This window comes from Cobetia sp. 4B (assembly GCF_018831605.1).
In the GTDB taxonomy this organism is placed as follows: Bacteria; Pseudomonadota; Gammaproteobacteria; order Pseudomonadales; family Halomonadaceae; genus Cobetia; species Cobetia amphilecti.
In genome coordinates this window covers 1,076,884-1,096,143 of the sequence record NZ_CP059843.1, presented here as the reverse complement: position 1 = coordinate 1,096,143, position 19,260 = coordinate 1,076,884, and the positions used below count along the sequence as shown (strand labels likewise).

Sequence of the window (19,260 nt, the reverse complement as noted above, 5' to 3'; positions counted from 1 at the left end):
GGCCGCTGATGCTCGTTCGCCCTTTGACGATGGATTGCCATGCTGCTTCGTACCCGATTCCAGCTTGCCCTCTTGCTGCTGCCCCTCGCCACCAGCCTGATGTTCAGCCTGTATGCGGTGGACCGCGAGATCAGCGGTGAGCGCCTGGCCATGATGGAGCGCCTGCAGGCCAGCATGCAGGCCATCATGCCGGGCATGGCCAACGCCGCCCTCGCCGCTGACGACCAGCGCCTGCACGAGCAGGCCCAGATGCTGATCGACCAGCGCGACGTGCGCGCCCTGACGCTGCGCACCGCCAACGGCGGCGCCCTGTTGCATCTCGGCCCCAGCCAGCGCCCGGAAACCAGCACGCTGGTCGAGAGTCAGGCCTACCCCTCGGACCCGGACTCGCTGGTGATGGTGATGCCGGTCATCGACCCGTGGCGCGAGACGCAGCGCGGCGAGCAGATGTCGTGGCTGGTACTGGAGGCCTCCGACACCCGTCTCGTGCTGCATCGCTACCAGCTGCTGGTCGGCTACGGGCTGGCCAATCTGGTCTTCGGGCTGGCGCTGCTGCTGCTGGCCTTCCATGGCTCGCGCCGCATGCTGCAGCCGCTGCATGAGCTGGGCGAGGCCCTGACCTGCCTGGCGCGCGGCGAGACACACCGCCAGCTGCCGGTGGCAGGCAATGACGACCTCAGTGAGCTGGCCGAGAACTACAACCGCAGCGTCGAGCAGCTCAAGCGCGCCCGCGAGGACATGCAGGACCAGATCGAACAGACCACCCAGGACCTGCACGAGTCGATGGAAACCGTCGAGATCAAGAACATCGAGCTCGACATGGCGCGCCGCAAGGCGCTGGAAGCCAACCGCATCAAGTCGGAATTCCTGGCCAACATGAGCCATGAGATCCGCACGCCGCTCAACGGCATCATCGGCTTCAGCAACCTGCTGGGGCGCAGTGATCTGGACAACCGCCAGCGCGACTGGCTGGGCCACATGCAGAATGCCTCCTCGAGCCTGATGTCATTGATCAATGACATTCTCGACTTCTCCAAGATCGAAGCCGGCAAGCTCGAGCTCGAGAAGGTCCAGATGGACATCGAGCCGCTGATCGAGGAAGTGCTCGCCATGCATGCCCCGGAGGCCCATCGCAAGCATCTGCATCTGCTCGGGCTTGTCTATGACGACGTGCCGCAGCGCTTCGAGGGCGACCCGCTGCGCATCAAGCAGGTGGTGACGAATCTGGTCGCCAATGCCGTCAAGTTCACCGAGCGCGGCGAAGTCATCGTGCGCGTGATGGTGGATGATCTGTCCGGCAGCAACACCCGCCTCAAGATCGCGGTGGCAGACACCGGCATCGGCATGGATAGCGCCCAGCGCAATCGCCTGTTCCAGGCCTTCTCGCAGGGAGACCCGTCACGGGCACGCCAGTTCGGCGGCACCGGCCTTGGGCTGATGATCTCCAAGCGACTGGTCGAGCAGATGGGCGGCGAGATCCAGGTCGACAGCCTGCCCGGCCACGGCTCCACCTTCCTGTTCAGCGTGCCGGTGGCGGTCAGCAGCATCGAGGAGCGCCCGCGCGAAGTCGTGTTCGATCATCAACGCATCTGCCTGATCGAGCCGCACTCGGCCACCCGTCGCGCCCTGAGTTACCTGCTGACCCGCTGGTCACTGACGCTGGTCGGCATCGAAGAGCAGCCGGACCTGGTGGTGGTCGCGCTGGAGAGCCGTGATCTCAAGCGGCTGGATGAATGGGGCGCACGCCTCAAGCATCTGCCGTGTCGCGTGCTGGGCCTGCTGAACGCGCCCCTGCCCGCCGATGCCGAGAACCTGCAGCAGTACGGCATCGACGAAGTGGTCAGCAAGCCGGTCACACGCCTGCAGATGCGCCACAAACTGGCCAATCTGCTGCATTCACCTCGCCGCGACCCGACTCAGGCGCCACGCAGCGCCTCCTTCACCTCGTTCGAGCCGGCCACACGCGAGCAGGACGCAAGCACGGCGCCAGCCAGCACGCCTGCCAAGACGTCACCGGCCGGTCCGCAGCCTGAGCTCCCCGCCCAGCCTGCGAGTCAGGAAACGCCTGCACAGCCTCGCAAGTGCGTGATGGTGGTCGACGACAACCCCTCCAACCGCCTGTTGGCCGAGGAGCTGTTGACCGACATGGGGCTGGACACTCTGGCCGCCCAGAGTGGCGAAGAGGCGCTGGCGCTGGCTCAGGAGCAGGTCGTGGATGCCGTCCTGATGGATATCCAGATGCCGGGCATGAACGGGCTGGAAGCCACCAAGGCGCTGCGTCATCAGCATCGCGAGGGCAACCGCCACCTGCCGGTGATCGCCCTCACCGCCCATGCACTGGCGCATGAACGGCGAGAGCTGCTGGCGGAAGGCATGGATGATTACCTGATCAAGCCCATCGACGAGGGCCTGCTGGCCAACCTGCTCAGCCGTCATCTGGGCATTTCGCTGAACCCGCCGTCGCAGGCCGCGCGGTCATCCAGCCAATCGCGCAGCCCTGCCCGCAGCCAATCGCGCAGTCCAGAACGCAGCCAAGCGCGTAGGCCTGCTCGCAGTCAGGCGACGTCTGCCTTGCCGCCGGGAGTGAAAGACACTGCCAGCCAGGCCGAGTCATCGTCGCCGGTAGCGCCGCTTCCCCGCTCTGCCGCGAAGAGTCAGCTCAGCCTGGAGCAGGACGCCGACCTGCCGGTGGTCGACATGGCGCTGGGCGTGGAGATGGCCGGTGGCCGCGAGGCCCTGGCTCTGGAGATGCTGGGGCTGTTGATCGAGAGCCTGCCGGAGAGCGAGGCCAGGATCCGCCGCGCCTGGCAGGCGCGTGACAACGAGGCGATGCTCGATGGCGTGCATTATCTCAACGGCGCCTGCCGTTACTGTGGCGTGCCACGTCTGGCACTGCTGGTGGAGGCACTGGAGACCCGCATCCGCGTCAGCGGCCTGTCGCAGCTGGAAGAGGATGTCGATGCCCTGTTCGCGGCCATCGACAGCCTGATCCAGTGGTCGCACAGCGATGAGGCCAAGGCCTTGCTCGCCGCGCCGCTTGAACCGGCTAGCCCCGACGGTGAGGCGCCTGAGACGGCTGAGACGCCGACAGCGTCCCCTGTCGAGACCTCGCCCTCATCCCCGCCCGCCACCGCGCCCTCGAATGCACCCGCTGAGCCATCCGACACAGGCTCGTCATCGGTAAGCAAGCCACAGACAAGCGGGCCACAGACAAGCGAGCCCCAGTCCAAAAACCAGCCCTGAGAAACCAGTCCTGAAAGACCAGCCCCGCACAAACGACAACGCCACCCGCTGCCGCAAGGCAGGGGTGGCGTTGTCGTTTCGAGCGCCGTGTTCACAGGCGTGATCCAGCGCCAGATCGAAGGAGGCTAACGCTCCAGCACCACGAAGGCGATGGCCTGATCACGCTCATCACTGATCGACAGGTGCAGATGGCGGATACCCGCCCGCGCGGTCAGGGCTTCCGCCTCGTCAGACAACTTGAGCGAGGGCTTGCCCAGGGCGTCGTTGACCACCTGAATCTGGGTGAAGCGCATGCCCTGACGCAGGCCGGTGCCCAGCGCCTTGACGAAGGCTTCCTTGGCCGCGAAACGCTTGGCCAGAAAGGCCGCCGGCTGAGGATGATCGGCAAAGCGCGCCAGCTCCTCTTCCCCCAGCAGTCGGCGCGCAAAGCGCTCGCCGTGGCGCGCCATGCCTGCCTCGAAGCGCTCGATACGCGCGATGTCCGTTCCTATGCCGACGATCATCCGCAGCAGCCTGAGCCCTGCACATGCTCATGGTCATCACCGTGTTCGTGGTCATGGTCATGATCGTGCGCATCCAGCGCGGCCATCAGGCCCGCTTCCTGGCCTGCGATGCACAGACGCTTCATCTCGATGACGGCCTCCTTCAGGCCGACGAACATGGCGCGCGCGATGATCGCGTGACCGATGTTCAGCTCGTTGAGCCCGGAGATACCCGCGATCGCCTCGACGTTGTGATAGTTGAGGCCGTGACCGGCATTGACCACCAGCCCCAGCTCGTTGGCCAGCTCCGCGGCGGCCGCAATGCGCTCGAACTCGACACGCGCCGCCTCGCCCGTGGCATCGGCATAGGCACCGGTATGCAGCTCGATGACCGGCGCACCGGCCTCGAAGGCGGCACGGATCTGCTCCGGCTCCGGGTCGATGAACAGCGAGACTTCACAGCCCGCCGCTGCCAGACGCTCGCAGGCGGCAGTGATGCGCGCCAGATCACCGGCGACATCCAGTCCGCCTTCGGTAGTCAGCTCTTCGCGCTTTTCCGGCACCAGACACACGTTGGCCGGCTGGACTTCCTCGGCCAGCGCCAGCATCTCTTCGCTGACGGCCATCTCGAGGTTCATGCGCGTGTTGAGCACCTCGGCCAGAATGCGCACGTCGCGCTCCTGGATGTGGCGACGGTCTTCACGCAGGTGCACGGTGATACCGTCGGCACCCGCCTCTTCCGCGACCAGCGCGGCCTGGACCGGGTCCGGATAGCGGGTACCACGCGCCTGACGCAGTGTGGCGATGTGGTCGATGTTGACCCCGAGCAGGATGCGCAGCGGATGCATGATCAGCTCCTAACGATGAACAAGAGAACAGGCATGGCGATGAGGGCCATGCCGAAGACAGGTCGCGCAATACTATCATGCGTCACGCCGCAGCCGGACAGTGGCGGCACGCCTGATGACGTCAGTCGGACTGGCGACTCTGACGCCGCCTGGCCGTCAGCTGCATCATCAACTCGCGCGAACGCAGCGGACGGTCCCCCAGCAGCGGCGCCAGCGCACGCCGCGCCAGCCATAGGCTCTCGCGGGCAAGCCCTGCATGGCCCCAGTCTTCACTGGCCAGCAACTTCAGGGCGCGCCCTTCGATGCCCGCCGCACCTGGCGGCTGCGCCTGAAAGCGACGTTCACTGACCACATAGTCATAGCGCACATCCGGCATCAGCGGGCTGTCATCCAGAGCGCGAAACTGCGGCAGTTGCTCCAGCGCTTCCAGCAGGCTGTATTCGAGCCGCCTGAGCGCGGGCGCGCGTCTGGCGGGCAGTGCCACCTCATCCAATGTCAGCGAGTAGAGCGCGAACAGCTCCGGCACCGGCATTTCCACCGGCAGCGTGCGGGTCAAAAGCTCATTGGCGTAGAACCCGCACAGCAGCCCCTCGCCCGCCAGCAGACTGGCGCTGCCGCCGGTCTCCATCAGATTGAGAGTCTTGAGATCGCTCTCGCCACGCCAGGTGACATGCAGGGGTGTGAACGGCTGCAGTCGTGCACGCGCCTTGCTGCCCGGGCGCTGAACGCCACGCGCCACCGCGCGCACCCGTCCGTGTTCGAGGGTCAGCAATTCGATGATGGCACTGGTTTCACGGTAGGGCTTGCGATGCAGCAGGAAGGCCGGTTGCGGCGTCATCAGGCAGGCTCATGTCAGACGGTGGCTTGGCAAAAAAAGCTGGCAGAAGGACTGGCAGAGGGGCTGGCAAGAAACGAGACCGCCTGGACAGGGCCAGGCGGTGCGCGGCAGAGACCGCGAGAACATCGGATCAACGACGGGCGGCACACGGCAGTCGCGACCCTTTTGGGTCGCCACCGCCCTGCACCGCTCGCGCGGCGTCGTCAGTCCTTGTCGTGGGTGTAACCCAGACTCTTCAAGGCACGCTCGTCATCCGACCAGCCACGCTTGACCTTGACCCACAGGTTCAGCATGACCTTGGCATCGAAGGCACGCTCCATCTCGAGACGCGCTTCACGACCGATGTTCTTGATGCGCTCACCGTTCTCGCCGATCAGGATCTTCTTCTGACCCTGACGCTCGACCATCATCAGCGCGCTGATGTGCAGGGTGCCGCGCTGATCGGTCTTGAATTCCTCGATCTCGACGGTCATCTGGTAGGGCAGTTCGTCGCCCAGCTGACGCATTACCTTCTCGCGCACCAGCTCGGAGGCCAGGAAGCGAGAGCTCTTGTTGGTGATCTGGTCGTCCGCGAACATGTGCTCGCCCTGCGGCAGACGCTTCATCACGTTCTCGAGCAGCAGATCGATGTTGGTGCCGTTCTTGGCCGACATCGGAATGATGGCCGCGAAGTCACGACGTTCCTGCAGGCTCTGCAGCCAAGGCGCGAGGGTGGTCTTGTCCTTGAGCCAATCGATCTTGTTGACCACCAGGATCACCGGCGCCTTCACGTGGGCCAGCTTCTCGAGCACGATCTGGTCTTCTTCCATCCAGCGGGTGCGGTCGACGATGAAGACGACGGCATCGACATCACGAAGTGCCTGGGTGGCGGCCTGGTTCATGAAGCGGTTGATCGCCTTGTTGCGATCGCGCTGCATGATGTGGATCCCCGGGGTATCGACGAAGACGCACTGGGTGCCCTCTTCGGTGTGGATACCCATCACCTGGTGACGCGTGGTCTGCGGACGACGCGAGGTGATCGAGACCTTCTGGCCCAGGATGTGGTTCATCAGCGTCGACTTGCCGACATTCGGGCGACCGACGATGGCGACGAAGCCACAGCGGGTGTCCGGCAGCGGCTGATCGCTGACACCGGCGGCGGCCAGCATGCCCTCGAGGGCATCCGGGGTGCCGGCGCCGTTATCAGTGGAGTGATCAGGGGCGTCGCCGCTCGGGGTGACGTTGTCTTCTGGGGTATGGCTCATGAGCGGCCTCCGCGGGCAGGTTCGAGCAGTTGCAGCGCGAACTCGGCCGCCTGCTGTTCAGCATGACGACGGCTGGAGCCGACGCCTGTGGTCTTGGTGTCGATCATCTCGACGTGGCAATCGACGCTGAAGGTCTGCGAATGCGCTTCGCCTTCGACGCTGGTCACCTCATAACGCGGCAGTGCCGCCTGACGCGATTGCAGGAATTCCTGCAGACGCGTCTTGGGGTCTTTCTGGGTGTCCTGAAGATTCAGCGCTTCAAGACGGGTGGCGTACCAGCGCAGCACGTGTTCACGCGCCACCTGCATGCCGGCGTCCAGATAGATGGCGCCGATCACGGCCTCCACGGCATCGGCCAGAATGGACTCGCGACGGTGACCGCCGCTTTTCATCTCGCCGGAGCCCAGACGCAGGTTCTCGCCGAGATTGAATTCACGCGCCAGCTCCGCGAGGGTCTGGCCCTTGACCAGGCGCGCACGCAGGCGTGACAGCTGGCCTTCACGGGCCTGGGGGAAGCGCAGGAACAGCGCTTCGGCGATCACGAAGTTGACGATGGAATCGCCAAGGAATTCGAGACGCTCATTGTTCTGGCCACCATAGCTTCGATGGGTCAGAGCCAGTTCCAGCAGGCTCGCATCCTCGAAGGTGTGGCCGATACGCTTTACAAAGGCATTCAGCGGGCTACTCACAGGTCTCCCTACTCTCTTTTTGTCGCTGACGCCCGCGGGCGTCCTGTCGAATGGTGCATCAGTCATGCTGGCTGATGCCTGTCGTCTTCGACATGTCTCGCGATGCCCGAAGCCTACGCGGCTTGAGGAGTTGCCGATTGCCACCATCCCAATCCGATATTCGTCAGCCGCACTGCCCGCAAGCTTGTGGCCACGGGTCCGACATGATGAACAGCAGGTTGACATGGCAGGCACGACGCATCGTCCCATGTCGAAAATCCGCACTGATAAGGCCGGCGGGCCAATGTGGCCCTGCCAGACACGACCGGGCCGCCTCTCGGCGGCCCGGTCAATGCACTGATCAATGAATCAGGCGTACCGAGGAAAAGTCCGGGAACCCTTCTTTCCAGTGCATCCACACCGCCACCGCCTTGCCGACGATGTTCTCTTCCGGCACGAAGCCCCAGTAGCGGCTGTCGTTGGAGTGATCACGGTTGTCACCCATCACGAAGTACATGCCTTCCGGCACCCGGATCTCGCGCATCTGCGGGCCGGGGTCCTGAGGGTTATTGTAGATTTGATGGGCGTGTTTCCCCAGTGTCTCATCCAGCAGGTCTTCACCGGATTGTTCACTGGAGTTGCGCGCATTCAATGTCTTGTCGATGGCCTCACCATTCACGTAGAGCTGCTTGCCTTCGTAGCGAATGGTATCGCCCGGCAGGCCGACGACGCGCTTGATGAAGTTGGTGGATGGATCTTCCGGGAAACGGAACACCATCACATCGCCACGCTCCGGCTCGCCGACTTCCAGCACCTTGGTGTCGACCACCGGCAGGCGCAGGCCATAGTCATACTTGTTGACCAGGATGAAGTCGCCGATCTTGAGCGTCGGCAACATCGAGCCGGACGGAATCTGGAACGGCTCGAACGCGAAGGAGCGCACCACCAGCACCAGCAGCAGTACCGGGAAGAAGGACTTGGCATAGTCCACCGGCCACGGGTCACGCGCCAGCTTCTCACGCGTGCCGGCGTCCAGTTCTCCTTCGACGGAGGCCTCGGCCTTGGCCACACGCGCCTTGCGCGCACTGCGCAGGGCAACCAGGTCTATCAACCACACCACGCCGGCTACCGCTACGGCAATCACCAATACTAGCGAGAAATCCATCGTTGTCCCTGTCTGCCCTGGGTCTTGGTGGCAAGCCGCCAGACGGCGGCCTGCCTCAGTCGTTCATCTTGAGCACGGCAAGGAAGGCGTCCTGGGGAATTTCCACCCGGCCGACCTGCTTCATGCGCTTCTTGCCCGCTTTCTGCTTCTCGAGCAGTTTCTTCTTGCGGCTGACGTCGCCGCCGTAACATTTGGCGGTCACGTTCTTGCGCAGCGCCTTGACGGTGGAGCGTGCCACGACCTGGCCACCGACGGCGGCCTGGATCGCCACATCGAACATCTGACGCGGAATCAGCTCTTTCATCTTCTCGACCAGCAGACGGCCGCGGCCATGTGCATGATCACGGTGGATGATCGCCGCCAGTGCATCGACGCGGTCGCCGTTGATCAGCACATCCAGACGCACCAGCTTGGCCGCCTCGAAGCGCTCGAAGCTGTAATCCAGCGACGCATAGCCCTTGGAAATGGACTTGAGGCGATCGAAGAAGTCCATCACCACTTCCGCCATCGGCAGTTCATAGATCAGCTGGATCTGGCTACCCAGGAACTGCATGTCGAGCTGGACACCACGACGATTGACGCACTCGGTGATGACGTTGCCGACATATTCCTGCGGCACGAGGATGGTAGCGCGGCAGATCGGCTCGCGCAGCTCATCGACGTTGGCCATGTCCGGAAGCTTGGACGGGTTGGACACCGGCAGCACATCGCCGTTGTCCATCAGCACCTCATAGATCACCGTCGGCGCGGTGGTCAGCAGATCGAGATTGTACTCGCGCTCCAGACGCTCCTGGATGATCTCCATGTGCAGGGTGCCGAGGAAGCCGACACGGAAACCGAAGCCCAGCGCGTCGGAGTTCTCCGGCTCGTAGTCCAGCGAGGCATCGTTGAGCGCCAGCTTCTGCAGCGCGTCACGGAAGTCCTCGTAGTCATCGGAGCTGATCGGGAACATGCCGGCATAGACCTGCGGCTTAACCTTCTGGAAGCCCGGCAGACGCTCGACCTTGTCGGCGGTCTTGGTGTGCACGATGGTGTCACCCACCGGCGCGCCCATGATGTCCTTGATCCCGGCGACGATGAAGCCGACCTCACCGGCGCGCAGCACGCCGGTTTCCTTGCGCTTGGGCGTGAAGATACCGATCGCGCCGGTTTCCCAGTCGCGGCCGGTGGACTTCAGGCGGATCTTCTCGCCCTTCTTCAGGGTACCGTCGAAGATACGCACCAGCGAGACAACGCCGAGGTAGTTGTCGAACCAGGAATCGATGATCAGCGCCTGCAGCGGTGCCTCCGGATCGCCCTTGGGCGGCGGAATGTCACGCACCAGACGCTCGAGCAGCGCTTCCATGCCCATGCCGGACTTGGCCGACACCTGACAGGCATCCGTCGCGTCCAGACCGATGATCTCCTCGATCTCCTGGGAGACCTTTTCCGGGTCCGCCTGCGGCAGATCCATCTTGTTGAGGACCGGCAGCACCTCGAGGCCCTGCTCGATGGCGGTGTAGCAGTTGGCCACCGACTGGGCTTCGACACCCTGGCCGGCATCGACCACCAGCAGCGCCCCTTCACAGGCATACAGCGAGCGCGAGACTTCATAGGAGAAGTCGACGTGCCCCGGCGTATCGATGAAGTTCAGCTGATAGGTATTGCCATCGTCAGCGTGGTAGTCGAGGGTCACCGACTGCGCCTTGATGGTGATGCCGCGCTCACGCTCGATGTCCATCGAGTCAAGCACCTGCTCCTTGAGCTCACGGTCGCTCAAGCCTTCGCACAGCTGGATGATGCGGTCAGCCAGCGTGGACTTGCCGTGGTCAATGTGGGCGATGATTGAGAAGTTGCGGATATGCTTCAAGGACGGCGGCGTTACGCGTTCGGTCATGGATCACTGCTCTGTATTTGTGCCCGTCTCCGTGAAATCACACGGCCAACACGGGAGACGACGGAAATCGAATTGCACGCATTGTACAGTCCGACCACAAGCGATGATAGAAGGCGTTGCCTTTTGCGCCCGTCCGGCCCTGTCACAACCCGCCTGATCTCGGGTGAACCGCAGGGCCGCCCGGCAGCAGACGGGGCGCACAGTCGCCCGTGCGCCCCGTCTGCTACCGGAGTGACCGCCTTCGTGCCGGTGGCGGTCACCTTCTGTTGCCTGCGCGCTCGTCGCTCAAGTTCTTGACGCTTGCGTCAGGCGCTGGCTGGCTCACTTGTCGCTGTCGGCACGCATGCGCAGTGCGATGTACAGCGGGCGACCATTGCGCACCAGGCGCAGCGAGACCGGACGGTTGGTCGGCAGCTTGGCGACCACATCGCGCAGCGCCTGCACGCTGGTCAACGGCTGCTGGTTGAGTTCGACCAGCACATCGCCGGCGCTGATGCCTGCCTCGGCAGCCACGCCCTGCGGGTCGACTTCCATCACGCGCACCCCGTGATCGAGGTTGAGCTCGTTCAAGCTGGCCTTGTCGAGCTCTGCCACCGCAACGCCCAGCCCTTGCTTGTCGTCACTGGCCTTGCCGGCATGCGCCTGCTCACTGCCCGGCCAATGGCCAACCTTGGCAGTCAACGTCTGGCTCTTGCCATCGCGCAGGATGGAGAGCTTGAGCGAATCGCCCGGCGAGCTGGCGCCGACCATGCGCGGCAGGTACGCCGAGCTCTCGACCGCCTTGCCATCGACGGCGGTGATGATGTCGCCACTCTTGAGGCCAGCGGCGGCGGCAGGGCCGTCCGGATCAAGATCGGCGATCAGCGCACCGCGCGCACGGTCCAGTCCGAAGGATTCGGCCAGGTCCTTGGAGACCGGCTGAATGACGACGCCCAGCCAGCCGCGATCCACGCGCCCATCGGTCTTGAGCTTGTCGGCGACATCCATCGCCACATTGATCGGAATCGCGAAGCTCACGCCCATGAAGCCGCCGGAGCGGGTATAGATCTGGGAGTTGATGCCCACCACATCGCCATCGAGATCGAACAGCGGCCCACCGGAGTTGCCCGGATTGATCGCCACATCGGTCTGGATGAACGGCACATAGGCGTCCGACGGCAGGGTGCGATCGATGGCGCTGACGATACCGGCGGTGACGGAATGATCGAAGCCGAACGGTGAGCCTATCGCGGCCACCCATTCGCCGACTTCCAGCGCATCACTGTCGCCCATCGGCAAGGTCGGCAGGTCTTCCGCCTTGACCTTGAGCAGCGCGATATCGGTCTTCTTGTCCTCACCGACCACCTGCGCCTTGAGTTCGCGACGGTCGTTGAGGCGCACCATCACCTCATCGGCACCGTCGATGACGTGGGCATTGGTCATGATGTAGCCATCATCGGAGATGATGAAGCCAGACCCGAGACTGGAGCGCTTCTCGACGCCCCCGCGGCCCGGACCAGGCAGCTGATCACCGAAGAAGCGCTTGAAGAATTCAGGCATCTCTTCGCCATTGGGCCCTCGGAACACCGGCCCCGAGCTGCGCTGGATCTCGGTGGTGGTCGCGATATTGACCACCGCGGGCGCCGAGTCCTTGACCAGCTGGGTGAAGTCGGGCAATTCACGAGCCTGAACCAGCTGGGAGCCCATCAGGGCAGCCATGGCCAAGGCAGGTACCATCAGGCGGGAAAGGGATTTCATCAGTGCGGCTCCTGGTACGTCCTGTCATCACTTGTTATCAGGCGTGCAATCACGCAACTACTGACGATGGCAGCGTCACATCGCTGGCGGCGTCCTTCTCATTGACGTCGAAGCGTCGTTGAAGTTCAGCGATTGGTGCCGCGCTGGACGCAACCATGCGTCGCCAACATCCGACAGGTGCCGATGCCAGCCCGATGCAGACTGACGACGCCACCTGCCGACTACGCAAGTCACTCCCCCGATCTGCCGAGAGAGTCGACTACCGCTATCACTTGAGCACGTCATCACTTGAGCACGACGCCTACAGCGCCTTGATCGCCATCGCGTCCATGCCGAGACGACGCATCAAGCGCGGCCGATAGAGTGCCTGCCGCTCAGGGCGCGCGGCATGCCAGCGCACGGCCATCAGACCCGCCGCCAACGAGAGCGCGAAGCCCAACGGCACCACCAGGGTGCCAGCGCCCGCCAGCTGCTCGGCCACGATCCCCCCCAGCATGCCGCTGACCAGCGGCAGGCCATACAGCAGGCCCGCACTGCGCAGAAACGCCGACTCATCGATGCCGATCACCACCCGCTCGCCCACCATCGGCAAGTCTTCGCCTGCCGGCACATGGATCAGCACGCGATGCGGCTTGCGACGCGAAAACTGGCTCAACAGGCCGCTGCCACAGCTACTGCGCGCATTGCAGGCACCACAGGTGGAGCGACGCTGGGTCTCGACCCAGACGCCTTCCTTGCCATGCCCCGTGACCTGCCCCTCTTCCTGCATCATCTTGCTGACTCCTGCAAAAACTCGCCGCGCACTGGCGACACATACGCGTAGAATAGCGTCATTCACGGCGGCACTTCACGCGCCCCAGGCCCGACAAGCGCCCACGATACCATCAACAGGAGCCCGCATGAGCGACGCACCCCCATCCACTTCCCGCCTGGACCCGCTGCACGGCGTCACCCTCAAGGCACTGCTGACCTGGCTGGTGGACCACTACGGCTTCGAGACCCTGGGCGAGCTGATTCCCATCAACTGCTTCCTCAGCGACCCGAGCATCAACTCGAGCCTCAAGTTCCTGCGCCGCACGCCCTGGGCACGCGCCAAGGTCGAGGCACTCTACATCCAGACAGCGGATCGCTATCTGCATGACTGAGGCCGAGCGTGGTCACACCGGCAAGTGACGGCGCTGGCCGGACGCGACCAGGTCATGTGGGCGCAACCAGGATATACAGACAAGAAAAGAGGGGCAGCCAATGGCTGCCCCTCTTTTCTTGTCCATCCATGCTGCTTTCATCTGCCTTGGCAATGACGCCAGCGCAAGCCAGTCATCCAGAAGATGTTACTGGGCAACATCCTGCAGGCTGATCCACTCACTGCGCTCCGGCACCGGGCCGCGCGAGGAATGCTGGCTCAGGTAGGCCTCGAGCAGACGACGCTGGGCGAGATCCGCCGCGGCGACATTGCTGGACGACATGCCGGAATCGTAGCTGCCACTTTGCGGCGCCATGAACATCGGACGTGAGCTGGAGGGCGTCACGCCGACCTGCATCAAGCCGCTGTTGGCACCGGGCTGTACCCACTGAGACGCCTCGGCGTCCACCGACGGCTGGCTGACCTGACGCACGGTGCCGCCCTGGATGGCTGAACCACCCTGGTTGACGGAAGAACCGCTGGCAAGCTCTGCGCCGCTGTTCACGCCGCCGGGCACCCCATTGTCACCGCCATTGAAGACCTGCACGCCGGTGATCACCATCACCGCGACGCCTGCCGCGATGGCCGCGGAGCCGGCAAAGGAGAACAGACTGCGGCGCTCGGCCACGGGCGGTGCGCTCGCGGGAGCCTCGCGGGAGATCAGCTCGACCTCGGCGCTGACCGCCGACGCGATATCCAGAGTGAAGGTGCTTTCACGCTCACGATGCATGGCACTGCGCGCCAGGTGATAGCGGCGCCAGGTGTCTGCAGCCTCAGGAGACTCATCGAGCCCCTTGAGGACACGACGCAGATCCAGCTCGTCACCCTCCGCATCCATCAGCGCGGACAGCGACTCCTTCACGGATTCGGTGGTCTTCAGATTCATGCGTAAATACCCTCACACTCGTCAGATTGAACGACGACTTCAATCTGCACTCCTGGCAACAAATGGCGTCATTCACCATGGCGGCTGATGACCCGAGCGGGCCAACGGCAAACAGCGTTACTGCGCCGTGGAAGAGGGGCTTTCGTGCCCTGCCCCTCACCACTCAACTTTCCAGCGCTCATGCACGCAGTCGCTGAGCTACATGACTACTGAACAGTAAGAACACGCGCCGCACGGATTGTTCCGCCATTCGTTCAGAAAACATTCACTTTAGCTGCAAGATTTCGCCAAGCCACTGAGTTGATTGAATTTAACCAACAAAATTTTTGTGGCTCTTCTCTCACAGGGGCGACGCAGAACAGCGACGTCACTCGACGGCAGACACCGCCGCGGCGGGACTGACCAGCCCCTGGATCGCCTTGTCGACCGCTTCACGTGCGCGGAAGATACGCGAACGCACCGTGCCCACCGGGCACTGCATCACCTCGGCGATATCCTCATAGGACAGGCCATCGAACTCGCGCAGCGTGATGGCGGTGCGCAGATCTTCAGGCAGCTTCTCGATGGCCTCGAAGACGACCTTCTCCAGCTCATCGCGCGCCATGGCAGCTTCCGGCGTCTCGATGTCCGACAGGCGACCGGACTGATCGACCACCTCGGCATCGCCGATATCCATGTCGGTACCCGGCGGACGACGGCCCCGCGAGACCAGATGATTCTTGGCCGTATTGATGGCGATCCGGTACATCCAGGTATAGAAGGCGCTCTCGGCCCGGAAGTTGGGCAACGCACGATAGGCCTTGATGAAGGCTTCCTGGGCGACATCCTGCACTTCTGAATGATCGTGTACGTAACGGCTGATCAGGCCGAGAATCTTGTGCTGATATTTCCTGACCAGCAGATCGAAGGCGCGGTTATCCCCTTTCTGGGCGCGCTCGACCAACTGCTGGTCCGTTTCATTGACACTCATTCACTCGCTCCCTCCGCGGGAGTGGAGGCACCGCTTGCGGACTCCACATCAGGAATCCCCGGGGCATCAGCACCTGACAGGAATTGCGACTCGCGCATGCGTTATCCGGCCCCTTTGATATTCGTTGTGATGGATGCGATGCCTGGCGCGGGGCGAAAAAGCGCCCGACGGCCCGCTGACGCGACCAAAATCAACGCACAGTGTTCCTGTTTATCATTTGTACGGCAAGACGCCATGCCGTCAAAGCCTCAGGTTTTGCGTGTTCACTCCCGCCATGACAGCGTTTGGCGACGCTGACACGTCAAAGCGTAACGATTTCTTTACGATTTACGCTCATCTTGATGCGCACGAGCCCCAAGTCAGCGCCAGTCAGCTTGACAGTTGATTAAATTTGACCCAAGGACGCTGACAAGCCGGCATGCAGCAGATACCATGGACATCATTCAGTACGCACAACACGGATGGCGGGCGCGAAGACGCCCGTCTGACTCTGCTAGCAGCCATGCAGACCGCACACCGCTCAGGACACTGTCATGTCAGAACAACACGTCAACAACCTCAACGTCCTGTCACAGGACGTGCTGATCACCCCCGAAGCGCTCAAGCAGGACATCCCGCTGACCGCCAAGGCCGAAGAGACCGTCATCGAAGGCCGTCGCACCATCCAGCGCATTCTGGACGGTGAAGACCCGCGCCTGCTGGTCGTGGTCGGCCCCTGCTCCATCCATGACCTGGACGCCGCCCGCGATTACGCGCGCCGCCTGAAGGTGCTGGCCGAGGAAGTGAAGGACAGCCTCTACATCGTGATGCGCGTCTACTTCGAGAAGCCGCGTACCACCGTCGGCTGGAAAGGCCTGATCAACGACCCGCACCTCAATGACACCTTCGAGATCGAGGAAGGCCTGCACATCGCGCGCGGCCTGCTGGTCGAACTGGCCGAGATGGGCCTGCCGCTGGCCACCGAAGCCCTCGACCCGATCTCCCCGCAGTACCTGCAGGACTGCATCAGCTGGTCTGCCATCGGCGCCCGCACCACCGAATCCCAGACCCACCGCGAGATGGCTTCTGGCCTGTCGTGCCCGGTCGGCTTCAAGAACGGCACCGACGGCTCGCTGGATGTTGCCGTCAATGCCCTGCAGTCCGTGTCCCACGGCCACAACTTCCTGGGCATCAACCAGGCCGGCCAGGTCGCGATCATCCGCACGCGTGGCAACGCCTACGGCCACGTCGTGCTGCGTGGCGGCAACGGCAAGCCGAACTACGACAGCGTCAGTGTCGCGCTGGCCGAGCAGGAACTGGCCAAGGCCGGCGTCACCGCCAACCTGATGGTCGACTGCTCCCACGCCAACTCCAACAAGGACCCGGACCTGCAGCCGCTGGTGCTGGAGAACGTCACCCAGCAGATTCTCGAGGGCAATCGCTCCATCATGGGCCTGATGGTCGAGTCGCACATCAACTGGGGCGCCCAGAAGATCAATGCCGACCGCAGCAAGATGGAATACGGCGTCTCCATCACCGATGCCTGCATCGACTGGGCCACCACCGAAGACACCTTCAAGACCATGGATGCCAAGCTCAAGGATGCGCTGCGCGCCCGCCTCGAGCAGCCTGCCGAAGCCTGAGGCCGGAAGCTTCATCAACCCGGAAGCATTGGATGAATGAAAAAGCCCCGCCGATTGGCGGGGCTTTTTTTGTGGCCGCTGGGTCGACAGCTGACGGGCCAGCTCTGACCGTTCAGCCCTGCCCCATCAGTTCTGACCCGTCACTTCTGCCCCATCAGTTCTGGCGCACACCATCGATCTCGCGCACGAAGGGCGGCAGTGCCTCGATCAACTGCTGACCATAACGCTTGGTCAGGATGCGTCGATCCAGGATCGTGATACGCCCTTCATCGGCTTCCTTGCGGATCAGGCGCCCGCAGGCCTGCACCAGCTTGATCGAGACATCCGGCACCGCGATACGCATGAACGGATTGCCGCCCCGCGACTCGATCCACTCCGCCAGCGTCGCACCGACGGGGTCATCCGGCACCGCGAACGGCAGCCGCGTGATCACAACGTGGGTCAGATACTTGCCGGGCAAGTCGATGCCCTCTGCGAAGCTCGCCAGCCCGAAGATGATGCTGCCGCGTCCGCCATCCACCGCCTTGCGGTGCTGACTGAGCAGCTCATGCTTGGGCAGACGACTCTGCGCCAGCACCCGCTTGCGGGTCTCGCTGTCCAGCGCCTTGTTGACCGCCGCCAGCTGCTTGCGCGAGCTGAACAGCACCAGCACCGCCTCACGCACATCCAGCGCATTGACGAAGTCGACGATCGCCTGCTCATGCGGGCCGGGTGGCGACGGCTCCACCGCCTCGCGCGGGATGGCCAGCACCGCCTTGCCATAATCGAACGGGCTGGGCAGACGCTGATAGCGATAGCGATTGGCCAGGCCCGCGCGCTCCTGCAGGCGTTCGAAGCGATTGAGCGCCGTCAGGGTCGCCGACGTCAGCACCGCACCGAAACAGGCGCCCCACAGATGGCGTGCCAGCGTTTCCGCGGCCGACACCGGACTTGCCGAGACGGTCATCTCCGGCTCGCCATTGAAGCGCTCGAAGGTCAGCCAGCGCGCATGCGGCGGCCCATCGGCAGGGTCGCTCAGGCCGATGGCCTCCCACAGCGCATGGGCTTCCAGCGCACGCCCGTGCAGCAGGGCCACCAGCGGCAGCCAGTCCTCGGCATTCTCCTTGGGCAGGCCGGTGGCCTTCTCCGGGTCCAGGCTCTCACGCAGGATGTCGGCGATCTGCTCCAGCGCCCGCGACAGCTCCGCGAAGCCCTTGAGCAGGTTGTGGCCAAGATCCTTGAGCGCCTCCGGTGCCTGACCGCGCTCGAAGCGATGATTGGTGACGTCCTCGCCGGCCCCATTGGGCAGATCCGCCAGCTGATGCCCCAGCCCGAACACCTCGCCCAGACGCGGCTCGATATCCGCCAGCAACTCGGGCATGCGCGCCAGCAGGCGGCCGATGGTCGGCTGACTGCCCAGCGCCGCATTCAGCTCGGTGAGCGACTTCTTGAGATTGCCCAGCCAGCGCAGCGTCTGATTGATCGGCGTGCGGTGGTGGAAGTGATCCAGCGCCTTGTCAGGCAGATGGTGCGCCTCGTCGAAGACGTAGATGCAGTCACTGGGCGATGGCAACACCAGCCCGCCGCCCAGCGAGAGGTCCGCCAGCACCAGGTCATGGTTGGCGACGATGATATCGGCCTGCTCCAGCTGACGACGGGCACGGAAGAAGGCACACGCCGAGAAGTGGCTGCAGCGGCGATTGGTGCACTGACGGTGGTCCGTGGTCAGACGCGCCCAGTCGCGGTCCTCGACCTGCAGAGGCCAGCTGTCGCGGTCCCCTGCCCACTCGCCGCTGGCATAGTCCTCGGCCATCTTGCCGGCCAGCTCCACGAAGCTGCCGCCGTCGCTGGCGATCATGTCGCGCTCGAACAGCGCCATGGTCGGGTTGTCCTCGACACCTTCCAGCGCCTGATCCAGCTTCTGCACGCACAGGTAACGGCGACGGCCCTTGGCCAGGGCGTAGTCGAAGGTCAGCCCCGAATGCTTCTTGAGCGCCGGCAGGTCCTGATGCATGACCTGCTCCTGCAGCGCGATGGTCGCGGTCGAGACCACCAGCCGCTTGCCGCGCGCCTTGGCCACCGGCAGCGCGGAGAGCAGATAGGCCAGCGTCTTGCCGGTACCGGTACCGGCCTCCAGCACGCAGACATGCTCGTTGCCGAGGCGATAGCCTTCCGGATTCTGCTCGATGTTGCCCAGGGTGCGCGCGATCTCGGCGATCATCAGCCGCTGCCCATAGCGCGGCGTCAGCTCAAGACCCTCGAGCAACTTGCGATAGGCGCCCTGAATCTCGCCCTTGAGGCTATCTTCCAGCATTGCGTGTCTCTCTCCTCAACTGGCCATCCACCCCTGACCCACGACATCCGGTCGACAACAACTGGCAACTGGCTGCTTGTCGTCAAACGTGCGGGTCATGGAGCGCAAGACGGCGAACAGCCTGAGCTGTCCGCCGTCTTTGCGTGCTACTGCCATCTACCTCGACTGCCCTGCTCGGCCGGACACTCTACGCGTCCGGCCAGAG

At 63.8% G+C, this 19,260-nt stretch carries 15 protein-coding genes; 3 read left to right on the top strand and 12 right to left on the bottom strand.

Annotated features, from left to right (window positions below):
• The first annotated feature begins 39 nt into the window (after positions 1-39).
• Positions 40-3,243, top strand: coding sequence for a hybrid sensor histidine kinase/response regulator (locus H2O77_RS04655; RefSeq protein WP_215824006.1), 3,204 nt, complete (start codon positions 40-42; stop codon positions 3,241-3,243).
• A 125-nt stretch (positions 3,244-3,368) separates the two neighbouring features.
• On the opposite strand, the gene acpS is transcribed toward H2O77_RS04655, so the two are convergent.
• The 9 genes from acpS to H2O77_RS04610 all read right to left on the bottom strand — a co-directional run bounded on the left by acpS (position 3,369) and on the right by H2O77_RS04610 (position 12,873).
• A complete protein-coding gene (acpS, locus tag H2O77_RS04650) occupies positions 3,369-3,746 on the bottom strand; it encodes a holo-ACP synthase (RefSeq protein WP_043331863.1) in 378 nt (125 codons plus the stop codon).
• Positions 3,743-4,573 carry a pyridoxine 5'-phosphate synthase gene (gene pdxJ, locus H2O77_RS04645; protein WP_215824005.1) on the bottom strand — a complete coding sequence of 277 codons (831 nt, stop codon included), beginning with the start codon at positions 4,571-4,573 and terminating at the stop codon, positions 3,743-3,745. Before pdxJ ends, acpS begins: the two co-directional genes overlap by 4 nt.
• Before the next feature lie 121 nt (positions 4,574-4,694).
• Entirely contained in the window at positions 4,695-5,411 is a 717-nt protein-coding gene (recO, locus tag H2O77_RS04640; protein WP_200019205.1) for a DNA repair protein RecO, read from the bottom strand.
• 203 nt (positions 5,412-5,614) lie between these two features.
• A complete protein-coding gene (gene era, locus H2O77_RS04635; protein ID WP_052384345.1) occupies positions 5,615-6,559 on the bottom strand; it encodes a GTPase Era in 945 nt (314 codons plus the stop codon).
• A gap of 92 nt (positions 6,560-6,651) precedes the next feature.
• Positions 6,652-7,344, bottom strand: coding sequence for a ribonuclease III (rnc, locus tag H2O77_RS04630; RefSeq protein ID WP_043331866.1), 693 nt, complete (start codon positions 7,342-7,344; stop codon positions 6,652-6,654).
• Positions 7,345-7,684: 340 nt separating this feature from the next.
• A complete protein-coding gene (gene lepB, locus H2O77_RS04625) occupies positions 7,685-8,488 on the bottom strand; it encodes a signal peptidase I (RefSeq protein WP_054554987.1) in 804 nt (267 codons plus the stop codon).
• A 55-nt stretch (positions 8,489-8,543) separates the two neighbouring features.
• Positions 8,544-10,364, bottom strand: coding sequence for a translation elongation factor 4 (lepA, locus tag H2O77_RS04620; protein WP_043331869.1), 1,821 nt, complete (start codon positions 10,362-10,364; stop codon positions 8,544-8,546).
• A gap of 321 nt (positions 10,365-10,685) precedes the next feature.
• Positions 10,686-12,101, bottom strand: coding sequence for a DegQ family serine endoprotease (locus H2O77_RS04615; RefSeq protein ID WP_107335313.1), 1,416 nt, complete (start codon positions 12,099-12,101; stop codon positions 10,686-10,688).
• Between the two features lie 301 nt (positions 12,102-12,402).
• Positions 12,403-12,873 (bottom strand): SoxR reducing system RseC family protein, encoded by a 471-nt coding sequence (locus tag H2O77_RS04610; RefSeq protein ID WP_215824004.1) that lies wholly within the window; start codon positions 12,871-12,873, stop codon positions 12,403-12,405.
• 127 nt (positions 12,874-13,000) lie between these two features.
• Here H2O77_RS04610 and H2O77_RS04605 point away from each other — a divergent pair, with 127 nt between their 5' ends.
• Positions 13,001-13,246: a VF530 family protein gene (locus H2O77_RS04605; protein ID WP_043331871.1), complete on the top strand. Its 246-nt coding sequence runs from the start codon at positions 13,001-13,003 to the stop codon at positions 13,244-13,246.
• A 186-nt stretch (positions 13,247-13,432) separates the two neighbouring features.
• On the opposite strand, the gene H2O77_RS04600 is transcribed toward H2O77_RS04605, so the two are convergent.
• Both H2O77_RS04600 and rpoE read right to left on the bottom strand, forming a co-directional pair.
• Positions 13,433-14,170, bottom strand: coding sequence for a sigma-E factor negative regulatory protein (locus H2O77_RS04600; protein ID WP_215824003.1), 738 nt, complete (start codon positions 14,168-14,170; stop codon positions 13,433-13,435).
• 367 nt (positions 14,171-14,537) lie between these two features.
• Entirely contained in the window at positions 14,538-15,140 is a 603-nt protein-coding gene (rpoE, locus tag H2O77_RS04595; protein WP_043331873.1) for an RNA polymerase sigma factor RpoE, read from the bottom strand.
• 533 nt (positions 15,141-15,673) lie between these two features.
• Between rpoE and H2O77_RS04590 the strand changes: the two genes are divergently transcribed.
• Entirely contained in the window at positions 15,674-16,762 is a 1,089-nt protein-coding gene (locus H2O77_RS04590; protein WP_215824002.1) for a 3-deoxy-7-phosphoheptulonate synthase, read from the top strand.
• A 154-nt stretch (positions 16,763-16,916) separates the two neighbouring features.
• Here H2O77_RS04590 and dinG read toward each other — a convergent pair whose 3' ends face one another.
• A complete protein-coding gene (gene dinG, locus H2O77_RS04585) occupies positions 16,917-19,055 on the bottom strand; it encodes an ATP-dependent DNA helicase DinG (RefSeq protein ID WP_107335318.1) in 2,139 nt (712 codons plus the stop codon).
• Positions 19,056-19,260 lie beyond the last annotated feature (205 nt).

What these genes read in the sequence shown, in the direction of transcription:
- H2O77_RS04655 (WP_215824006.1), top strand. Translation starts at nt 40, where the DNA reads ATGCTGCTTCGTACCCGATTCCAGCTTGCCCTCTTGCTGCTGCCCCTC.
- acpS (WP_043331863.1), bottom strand. Translation starts at nt 3,746, where the DNA reads ATGATCGTCGGCATAGGAACGGACATCGCGCGTATCGAGCGCTTCGAG.
- pdxJ (WP_215824005.1), bottom strand. Translation starts at nt 4,573, where the DNA reads ATGCATCCGCTGCGCATCCTGCTCGGGGTCAACATCGACCACATCGCC.
- recO (WP_200019205.1), bottom strand. Translation starts at nt 5,411, where the DNA reads ATGACGCCGCAACCGGCCTTCCTGCTGCATCGCAAGCCCTACCGTGAA.
- era (WP_052384345.1), bottom strand. Translation starts at nt 6,559, where the DNA reads ATGCTGGCCGCCGCCGGTGTCAGCGATCAGCCGCTGCCGGACACCCGC.
- lepB (WP_054554987.1), bottom strand. Translation starts at nt 8,488, where the DNA reads ATGGATTTCTCGCTAGTATTGGTGATTGCCGTAGCGGTAGCCGGCGTG.
- lepA (WP_043331869.1), bottom strand. Translation starts at nt 10,364, where the DNA reads ATGACCGAACGCGTAACGCCGCCGTCCTTGAAGCATATCCGCAACTTC.
- H2O77_RS04615 (WP_107335313.1), bottom strand. Translation starts at nt 12,101, where the DNA reads ATGAAATCCCTTTCCCGCCTGATGGTACCTGCCTTGGCCATGGCTGCC.
- H2O77_RS04610 (WP_215824004.1), bottom strand. Translation starts at nt 12,873, where the DNA reads ATGATGCAGGAAGAGGGGCAGGTCACGGGGCATGGCAAGGAAGGCGTC.
- H2O77_RS04605 (WP_043331871.1), top strand. Translation starts at nt 13,001, where the DNA reads ATGAGCGACGCACCCCCATCCACTTCCCGCCTGGACCCGCTGCACGGC.
- H2O77_RS04600 (WP_215824003.1), bottom strand. Translation starts at nt 14,170, where the DNA reads ATGAATCTGAAGACCACCGAATCCGTGAAGGAGTCGCTGTCCGCGCTG.
- rpoE (WP_043331873.1), bottom strand. Translation starts at nt 15,140, where the DNA reads ATGAGTGTCAATGAAACGGACCAGCAGTTGGTCGAGCGCGCCCAGAAA.
- H2O77_RS04590 (WP_215824002.1), top strand. Translation starts at nt 15,674, where the DNA reads ATGTCAGAACAACACGTCAACAACCTCAACGTCCTGTCACAGGACGTG.
- dinG (WP_107335318.1), bottom strand. Translation starts at nt 19,055, where the DNA reads ATGCTGGAAGATAGCCTCAAGGGCGAGATTCAGGGCGCCTATCGCAAG.